Source organism: Parvibaculum sp. (genome assembly GCF_040882025.1).
In the GTDB taxonomy this organism is placed as follows: Bacteria; Pseudomonadota; Alphaproteobacteria; order Parvibaculales; family Parvibaculaceae; genus Parvibaculum.
Genome location: NZ_JBBECC010000013.1, coordinates 1 through 8,488 on the forward strand (window position 1 = coordinate 1; position 8,488 = coordinate 8,488).

General features: G+C 62.7%; 6 protein-coding genes and 1 pseudogene. 3 read left to right on the plus strand and 4 right to left on the minus strand.

The features are described from left to right. A partial coding sequence (locus WEB61_RS01050) for an ABC transporter substrate-binding protein (RefSeq protein WP_368062474.1) occupies window positions 1-320 on the minus strand: 320 nt, incomplete at its 3' end. A 194-nt stretch (window positions 321-514) separates the two neighbouring features. Between WEB61_RS01050 and WEB61_RS01055 the strand changes: the two genes are divergently transcribed. Continuing rightward, the gene (locus tag WEB61_RS01055; RefSeq protein ID WP_368062475.1) at window positions 515-982 is read left to right on the plus strand and encodes an Hsp20 family protein; all 468 of its coding nucleotides are present in this window, start codon (window positions 515-517) and stop codon (window positions 980-982) included. A 58-nt stretch (window positions 983-1,040) separates the two neighbouring features. Here WEB61_RS01055 and WEB61_RS01060 read toward each other — a convergent pair whose 3' ends face one another. Further along, the gene (locus WEB61_RS01060) at window positions 1,041-3,725 is read right to left on the minus strand and encodes a GNAT family N-acetyltransferase (protein WP_368062476.1); all 2,685 of its coding nucleotides are present in this window, start codon (window positions 3,723-3,725) and stop codon (window positions 1,041-1,043) included. A 136-nt stretch (window positions 3,726-3,861) separates the two neighbouring features. On the opposite strand from WEB61_RS01060, the gene WEB61_RS01065 reads away from it, so the two are divergent. Together WEB61_RS01065 and WEB61_RS01070 are read left to right on the plus strand one after the other, a co-directional pair. Further along, window positions 3,862-4,791, plus strand: a complete 930-nt coding sequence (locus tag WEB61_RS01065; RefSeq protein ID WP_368062477.1) for an alpha/beta hydrolase — start codon at window positions 3,862-3,864, stop codon at window positions 4,789-4,791. Between the two features lie 195 nt (window positions 4,792-4,986). Next, window positions 4,987-7,536 carry an ATP-binding protein gene (locus tag WEB61_RS01070; protein ID WP_368062478.1) on the plus strand — a complete coding sequence of 850 codons (2,550 nt, stop codon included), beginning with the start codon at window positions 4,987-4,989 and terminating at the stop codon, window positions 7,534-7,536. Here the strand turns inward: WEB61_RS01070 and WEB61_RS01075 are convergent. Next, the gene (locus tag WEB61_RS01075; protein ID WP_368062479.1) at window positions 7,533-7,967 is read right to left on the minus strand and encodes an Hpt domain-containing protein; all 435 of its coding nucleotides are present in this window, start codon (window positions 7,965-7,967) and stop codon (window positions 7,533-7,535) included. The two genes, WEB61_RS01070 and WEB61_RS01075, sit on opposite strands and share 4 nt — an antisense overlap. Window positions 7,968-8,053: 86 nt before the next feature. Beyond that, window positions 8,054-8,488: pseudogene (locus WEB61_RS01080) on the minus strand (low specificity L-threonine aldolase); the annotation flags it as partial.

Genomic DNA, 8,488 nt, shown 5'->3' on the forward strand with positions numbered 1-8,488 from the left:
TAGGGCCCGAGCACATATTGAATCTTGTCCTGCTGGATCAGCCGCTCGACAAGCTGCGCTCCGCGGGCGGGCGTCGACTCGTCGTCGTAATAAACGACCTTGAGGAGATAGGGCTTGCCGGCGACGGTGACGCCGCCGGCCTCGTTGATGCGCTTCACGGCAAGGTCGTAGCCCTTCCGGGTGAAGGCGCCATTCGAGGAATATTTACCCGTAAGCGAGACGGCGGCACCAAGCTGGATGACGCCGGGCTCTTCGGCAGCAGCCGGACCGGCCAGCAACGTCAGGCCCAGGAAAATCCCGGCAAACAGCCCCTTCCGCATCGTCGCCTCCCCTAGAAACCGCCCACGAACCGCGACCTTTATACCCGTCTTGACGGCCGCATGTGAAATTCCCAGATAAAATATGCCGGGCGCCGCGTGTCGCGGGTCCGGCAGAAGGAAAATGGTCATCGGCCATGATGGCGGTGGCGAGGCATTTTCCTAATCGACAACATCGCTTGAATGAGGATGTACCCATGCGCAGCTACGATTTTTCCCCGCTTTACCGCTCAACCGTCGGCTTCGATCAGCTCCAGTCGCTACTCGATTCGGTGACCCGCGAAGCCAGCCAGCCGAGCTATCCCCCCTACAATATCGAGCGCACCGGCGAACACGACTACCGCATCAGCATGGCTGTGGCGGGCTTTGCCGAGAGCGACCTTGCGATCGAGGTGAAGCAGAACGTGCTCACCATCGCCGGCAAGCGCACCGAGCCCGAAGAAGCGAACTATCTCTATCAGGGTATCGCCGGCCGTAGCTTCGAGCGCCGCTTCCAGCTCGCCGATCATGTGGAAGTGAGGGGTGCCCGTCTCGAAAACGGCTTGCTGCATGTCGACCTCGTGCGCCGTGTGCCCGAGGAATTGAAACCGCGCCGCATCGAGATTTCGGCCGCTGCCGCCGACCGGAAAACGATCGAGGGCAACCTGGCGACGGCCGCCGACTGAAGGTCGGGCCGCCCGTAAAAACAGGAGGGACGTCCCTGCAGGGACGTCCCTTTTTTATTCAGTCCTTCAAGGATAATCGCGTCTCGACAAGGCTCGGGTCGCCGTCGATGGGATGGCGCTTGAAACCGAGATCGTCGCACATGTCGAGCATGCCGCGATTCTCGCGCAGCACATGACCAAATATCTCGCCGATGCCACGCCCTCGCGCATAGTCGATGAGCTTCAACATCAATGAATAACCGAGACCGTGCCCCTGCATGTCGCTGCGCACGAGAATTGCATATTCTGCACGCTCCCTGTTGGGATCCTCGGAGAGCCGCCCAACCGCCGCAAGATGTGCATGGGTTTCATCGGTGAAAACGACGAAGGCCATTTCGCGGTCATAGTCAATCTGCGTCAGCCGCGCGGCGAGCTGACGCGGCAAACGCTTCAGCGGCGAAAGAAAACGCAGCCGCAAATCCTCCGGATTCGTATGCACGAGCAGATCGTCGATCAGCGCAGCATCTTCCGGACGTACCGGGCGCAGGGGAAAGACTCCGCCTTCGCGATCGGCAAGCACGCCTTCGAGCGACGCGGGGTAAGGCCGGATCGCGAAGCGTGACGTCCCTCGACCCTTGGCCGGTTGAACGCGAACCCGCGCATCGAGCGCGATGACGCCGTCGTGATCGGCCCAGAGCGGATTGATGTCAAGTTCGGCAATTTCCGGATGGTCGGCGGCAATATCGCCGAGCGCCATTAGCGCGCCGGCGATCGCGTTGCGATCGGCCGCCGGGCGACCGCGATAGCCTTCAAGCAGACGTGAAACGCGGGTGCGCGAAATGAGGTCGTCGGCAAGCACCTTGTTGAGCGGCGGCAGCGCCATCGCCTTGTCGCGCACCACCTCGACGGCCGTACCGCCCTGTCCAAAAAGAAGGACCGGGCCGAAAGTCGCATCGTCGACAAGCCCGAGAATGAGTTCAAATGCGTCGCGCTTCGTCGCCATGCGCTGCACGGTGAAGCCCTCGATCTCGGCACCGGGACATGAATGCGTCACGCGGGCCAGCATACGCGAGGCCGCTTCCTCGACGGCCGCGGCGTCCTCAAGCGCCAGCGCCACACCGCCAACATCGGACTTGTGCGTGATGTCGGGCGAAAGAATCTTGAGCGCCGCCGGATAGCCGAGTTCATCGGCAATCCGCGCGGCCTCCGACGCCGAACCGGCAATCCGTGTCTCGACCACGGGAATGCCGTAGGCGGCGAGTAGCGATTTTGCCTCCACCTCGCTCAGCCATTCGCGCCCTGCGGCAAGCGCCGTCTCGACAAGCTTGCGCGCCGTGTCGAGATCGTGCCGCGGCATCGCCGGTCCCGCCGGCGGAATTTCCAGCAGCAGGCGCTGGTTTCGGTTGTGCCGGACATGCAGCATGAAAGCGCGCACGGCGCCCGTCGGCGTGTCGTAGGTCGGTATCTTGTGCGCCATGAAGGCTTCGCGTGCCGCCTGCGCACCCTTGTCGCCGAGCCAGTTGGTGAAGACGGGCTTGCTGCTCGCCTCTGCAGCTTCGATGACGGCTTCCGCGGCCGAAAGATTATTGACGACCGCGGTCGGACAATTCATCACCAGCAGCGCGTCCGTACCCGGGTCTTCGAGAAGCGCCTCCATTGCATGCGCATAGCGCTCGGCGCCGGCATCGCCGATAATGTCGACGGGATTGGCGCGGCTCCATGTGCGCGGCAACACCTTGTCGAGCGTAGCTACGGTCTCCGCGGATATCTCGGCGAGACGCCCGCCCTGATCGATGACGAAGTCGGTGGCGAGGACACCAACGCCGCCGCCATTGGTCAGGATGCCCAGGCGATCGCCGAGGATCGGACGGCGTTCGGATCGGGTCGACAGTGTCTCGACGGCCTCGAAAAGATCCTCGATGCCGAGTTCGCGCAGCATGCCGGCGCGCCGGAACGCGGCCTGATAGACGGCGTCCGAACCCGCCAGCGCGCCGGTATGAGAGGCTGCGGCTTTCGCACCCGCTTCGTGGCGCCCCGACTTGATGACGATGACGGGCTTCAAACGCGACGCTTGCCGGCCTGCCGACATGAACTTGCGCGCGTCGGTAATGGATTCAATGTAAAGCAGGATGCTTTTCGTCTGCGGATCGGCGGCGAGATAGTCGAGCATGTCGCCGAAGTCGACATCCGACATGCCGCCAAGCGATGCAATCGAGGAAAAGCCGATACCCCGGCTGGTCGCCCAGTCGAGTACGGCGGTGACGACGGCGCCCGATTGCGAGACAAAAGCCACGTTGCCCTTCAGTGGCTGCACATGGCCGAAAGAGGCATTGAGCCCTTTGCCGGGCGCCATCAGGCCGAGGCAATTCGGGCCCGCGATGCGCAGCAGGTGCGGCCGCGCCGCATCGAGCATCTGCCGTTGAAGCTCCCTGCCCTCTTCGCCCAATTCACCGAAACCGGCGGTGATGACCACCGCCGCTTTCGTACCGCGCGCACCGAGCTCAGCAATGAGGCCCGGCACCGTTTGCGGCGGCGTCGCGATCACAGCAAGGTCTGGCGCCTGCGGCAGGCTGGCGACATCGCGGTGAAGCTCGACAGCGCCAATCTGTCCACCGCGCGGGTTGACGGCCCAGACCGGCCCTTCAAGGCCCGCACCAACGAGATTGCTCAGGAGAACATGCCCAACCGACCCCTCCCGGGCGCTGGCGCCGACAAGGGCAACCGAGCGCGGCGCGAACATGCGGTCGAGATTGCGGATCGACATGGACCTGGCTCCCGGGAGATCGGCGCGCGACTGACGGCACGCCGACGATGGACATAGAGATAGAGTATGACAAAATTGCAGCAGCGGTGCTGGATCACCTTTCGCCGCATGGATATCACCACCGGGGACACAAGCCATGGCCAGTATTCAAGCCCGCCTGACCGACAAGATGCTGCGTCTCCTCGTCAAGAGCCGCTTCAATCCCAATGCCGATCCGCGCGCGATCCGCGCCCGAACAACGAAACTTGCACAGCGCTTCGGCGGCGTGTCGGAAGGCGTCCATGTCGAAAAATTGACGGTGGCCGGAATTCCGGCCGAGTGGATTCATCCGTCGGCGGAGGAGGCAGGCAATACGCTTCTCTATCTGCATGGCGGCGGCTATGCGATATGCGGGCCCGACACGCATCGCGGGCTGGTGGCGCGGCTTGCCGGCGCGGCGAAAGCGAGGGCGCTGCTGCTCGATTATCGGCTGGCACCGGAACATCCCTTCCCGGCGGCCGTCGAAGATGCCTATGCCGCGTACAAATGGCTGCTGGCCGAGGGCGCCGACCCGTCGCGGCTGACAATTGCGGGCGACTCGGCCGGCGGCGGCCTGACACTGGCGCTGCTGATGAAACTGCGCGACGCGGGCGAGCCCTTGCCCGCCGGCGCGGCCCTGCTCTCTCCATGGACCGATCTTGCCATGTCCGGCTTGTCGCACATCACGCATGGCAAGCTCGACCCGATGTTGAGCCTCCAGGCCACGCTGACGGCCGCCCGGCACTATTTGCAAGGCACATCGCCGACCGAGCCGCTGGCCTCGCCGCTTTATGGCAATTTCGAGCACCTGCCGCCGCTATTGATCCATGTTGGTGCCAACGAAATCCTGCTCGACGATTCCCGCCGCGTCGCCGAGAAAGCGTTGGCGGCCGGCGTCAACGTCGAACTGCGCGTCTGGCCGGGTCTGCCCCATGTATTTCAGGCATTCCCGCAGCTTCCCGAAGCGCGCACTTCGGTGACCGAACTCGGGGCTTTTCTCAATGCCCGGGCAATCGCCGGCCGTCCTGTCCGACATGCCGCGGACTGAGTCAGTAAGCTATTGAAAATGAACGTAAAAATCGGCCAGTTCCGATGCTGAATCGGCCGCTGTTTTAGGGCCGTCTTAACTCACCCCCTGTTATGACTGTTTCACCGTATCCGACGGGTGCGGAAGAGGGGCCATGTGGCTCGTGGACGAAGGGACCCGAACGCCCTTTCGACCGGCAGGAACACCGACGGGGACATGGGCAACCGCATCTATCCCAACATCGGAGGCGACACGCTTCGCTCGTTGATCGGGCCGACGGCGCGCGACCTCGCGTTGAAAATGTTCGCGCTGCTGACCCTGATCTGCGTGGTGCAATCGGCCCTCGACTATCGCAATCTCCGCAACATGATGTTCGACCATGTGGCGCAGCGCGCCGCTTCGGTCAGCGACCATCTGGCGATGCGTTCGATCCTCGACGACGATTTCGGTATTGCCGAAGCGAGCCAGGCCGTCGCGCGCGAAACGCGCTGGCAATCCGACCTGCTTGCAGTTTATCTGGTCGACCCGGCCGGTCGTCCGATAGCCGGTCACGGCGCCGCGCGGATCGAGGACACGAATTCTTTTCTCGCAGACCCGCTTATAGGCGACATGATACGCCGAAGCTTTGCCGAAGGCATCGCCGCCGGCTTCGAAACAAGCGCCAACGGCATCGATAGCTGGGCGCATATCGCGGCGTTGCCCGACGAGGGCCTGGCCACCGTCACGGTCGTCGACCTGCGGCCATCCAGAGCGGAACTTGCCGCCTCGGTCACGGCCGCCGCCTTGCGGCGTGCAATGACAGCCATCATCGTCGCCATCGCACTCTCCGTGCTGCTGCATCGCGCCGTTGTCGGCCCGATTGCGCGGCTGGCCAACGCCGTGCGCGCCAGCAGCATTACCGGTCGTTTCGATCCACCGTCCGGGATGCCGAAGAACGAACTCGGCGACCTCGCACAGCTCTTCGCGCGTGTGTTCGGACACCTGCAATCGAGCCGCGGCGAGAACGAGCGACTTGCGCTGGTCGCCAACGGCACCGATGCCGGCGTCCTGATTGCAGACAAGGAGGGTCGCATCGTCTGGATCAATGCCGGCTATGCCGCCATGACCGGCTTCTCGCAGCAGGACATCGAGGGCCGGACACCGCGCGAAATTCTGAGCGAACATGCCGGCGTCGGTGCCCCGACGGTCCTTGCCGAAAGCGTCGCCAACGGCGAAGCACGCAACGTCGAAACGATCTGCCTGAAACGCGATGGCGAACAATACTGGGCTGCCATCGAAGTGCGCCCGATCCGCGACCCCCTTGGCGAGATCCGCAATTTCATTGTCATCGAAAACGACATCACCGCAGCGAAGGAAACCGAGATCGCGCTGAAACGCAGCCGCCAGGAGCTGCAGGATCGCGTACTCGATCTCCAGGTCACCTATGAGCAACTCGACCGGGAGCGCGCCAATCTGGCGCGCACCGCACAGGACCTCTCGGACGCCAAGGAAGCGGCCGAAAACGCCAATCGCGCCAAGTCGGCATTCCTCGCCACGATGAGTCATGAGTTGAGAACACCGATGAACGGCGTCATCGGCCTGGCAGATCTTTTGCTGTCCGGCGAGATGCCATCGACGCAGCGCGAACGGGTCGAAATGATCCGCGAGTCGGGCGAATGTCTGCTCACGATTCTCAATGACATCCTCGACTTGTCGAAGCTTGAGGCCGGTCGGATGACCCTGGAACACACGGCCGTGGAACCGCGCGAAATCGTCGAAACGGTTGTCGAGGTCATGCGACCAAACGCCGAGGAAAAACACCTGACGCTGAACGTCGAAATAAGCGACAACGTGCCGATCAGCATCGTCGGAGATGCCACAAGACTGCGCCAGATTCTGTTCAACCTGATCGGCAACGCAATCAAGTTCACGCCGGCCGGCCGCATCGACGTAACCGTCGATGCGATCCCGGATCGCGAGGCCGATGCGATGGAGCTGCTCTTTACGGTTCGCGACACCGGCATCGGCATCCCGGAGGCTATCCTGCCGCGCCTGTTCACGCGCTTCCAACAAGCCGACTCATCGACCTCCCGCACCTATGGCGGCACCGGGCTCGGTCTCGCCATCGCACGTGAGCTTGCGACTCTGATGGACGGCACCATTTCCGTGGAAAGCAGGGAAGGTGAAGGCAGCGCATTCCGCGTGCGCCTGCCGGTTCGCATCGCCGAAGAGGCGGCAACGGCAGCGATACAGCACCAGCCCCAGCCCCAGCCCCCGGCGCCTGCCCCCGATGAACCGCGCCATCTGAAGGTGTTGCTCGCGGAGGACCAGCCCGTCAATCAGAAGCTGATGATGGCCGTTATGGAACGCCTCGGACACGATCTGACGATCGCGGAGAACGGCGTGGAAGCCATTCGCAGGTTGCGCGAGGACAGCTTCGATATTGTCCTGATGGATATTCAGATGCCGCTGATGGATGGCATCCAGGCAACGAAGGTCATCCGCAGCTTTGACGAGCCTTGGCACGATATTCCGATCGTCGCCGTGACCGCACATGCCATGGACGGCCATCGCGAGGCCTACATGGCAGCCGGCATGGACGGGTTTGTGTCGAAACCCTTCAAGATCGATCTGCTGGTGGCGGAAATGGAGCGCACGACGCAACGTCGTACGCATGCGCTGCCCGATGGGGATATGACACAAGCCACGGCCGCACCGCAGGCATCGTCGAATATCGAAGATCCCCTGGCGAACATGCTGAACGAGCTGGAACGGATGGCCGGTTAGGTCGCGCTTCGACCTGTCAGGGCACTGAGTTTTTCGGCAATGCGCCGGCCGGTTTCGCCGCCGTCACCGGAAATATTGTTCTCCGAAACCGTCTTCAGCATACGGATATGCATGTGGACGATATTGCGTTCGTCCGGAGAAACGCGCGAACCACCGCGCAAATAATCACAAAAGGAAGCACCGATTGTCGTGACGAGATCGTAGCCGAACGATCCGCCCTGCCCTTTGATGTTGTGGGCAATGCTGTGCAATTCGGTGAGAGCTTCTTCGGTCGGCGCACCGCCTTCAAAGCGGGCCCAGACTTTCTCCAGCTCGGCGACATCGTTGACGAGCTGTTCGCGATAGGTGTCGCGCAGAGCTTCGACCGCAGCCTCCGCTTGCGCAATCATGGTCGCGTAGTCGCCTGTCGCCTCGTCTTCGGGAAATCCCATGGCTCCACCCACGCTTGCCGGACCGGCTCGCGGCCTCAGGATAAAAGTAGCTGGGGAGCGTTAAGGAAACCTTGAAAGGGGCAGCCTCAACCGCTCGCCAGCTCAAGGAATGTGTCGATTTCGGATGGTAGCGACTGGAACGAGGTCACAAGTCGAATAGTCCGGGCCCCTGCATCGTCGCCCGGCATTGGCCAGGGATGAAACCGCGCTTCGCCCTTCCTGAGGCGCGCGATGGTGGCGGTTGGCAATCTGACGAATATTTCATTCGCCTGCGGCTCGATATGCAGGGTCGCGCCCGGCGTTGCGGCCAGGCCTGCACCGAGGCGTGCCGCCATGTCGTTGGCATGAGCCGCCAGCCGCAACCACAAACCGTCTTCGAGATAAGCATCCAGTTGCGTAGACAGAAAGCGCATCTTCGAAAGAAGATGCCCCGCCCGCTTGCGGCGAAATGCGATATCGCGCGCCAGCTCAGCATCGAAAACGATAACGGCCTCGGCCGCGATCGCGCCGTTCTTGGTCGC

Bases quoted from the DNA above. Each gene is read 5' to 3' on its own strand.
- WEB61_RS01070 (WP_368062478.1), top strand. From the start codon at position 4,987: ATGGGCAACCGCATCTATCCCAACATCGGAGGCGACACGCTTCGCTCG.
- WEB61_RS01065 (WP_368062477.1), top strand. From the start codon at position 3,862: ATGGCCAGTATTCAAGCCCGCCTGACCGACAAGATGCTGCGTCTCCTC.
- WEB61_RS01055 (WP_368062475.1), top strand. From the start codon at position 515: ATGCGCAGCTACGATTTTTCCCCGCTTTACCGCTCAACCGTCGGCTTC.
- WEB61_RS01060 (WP_368062476.1), bottom strand. From the start codon at position 3,725: ATGTCGATCCGCAATCTCGACCGCATGTTCGCGCCGCGCTCGGTTGCC.
- WEB61_RS01075 (WP_368062479.1), bottom strand. From the start codon at position 7,967: ATGGGATTTCCCGAAGACGAGGCGACAGGCGACTACGCGACCATGATT.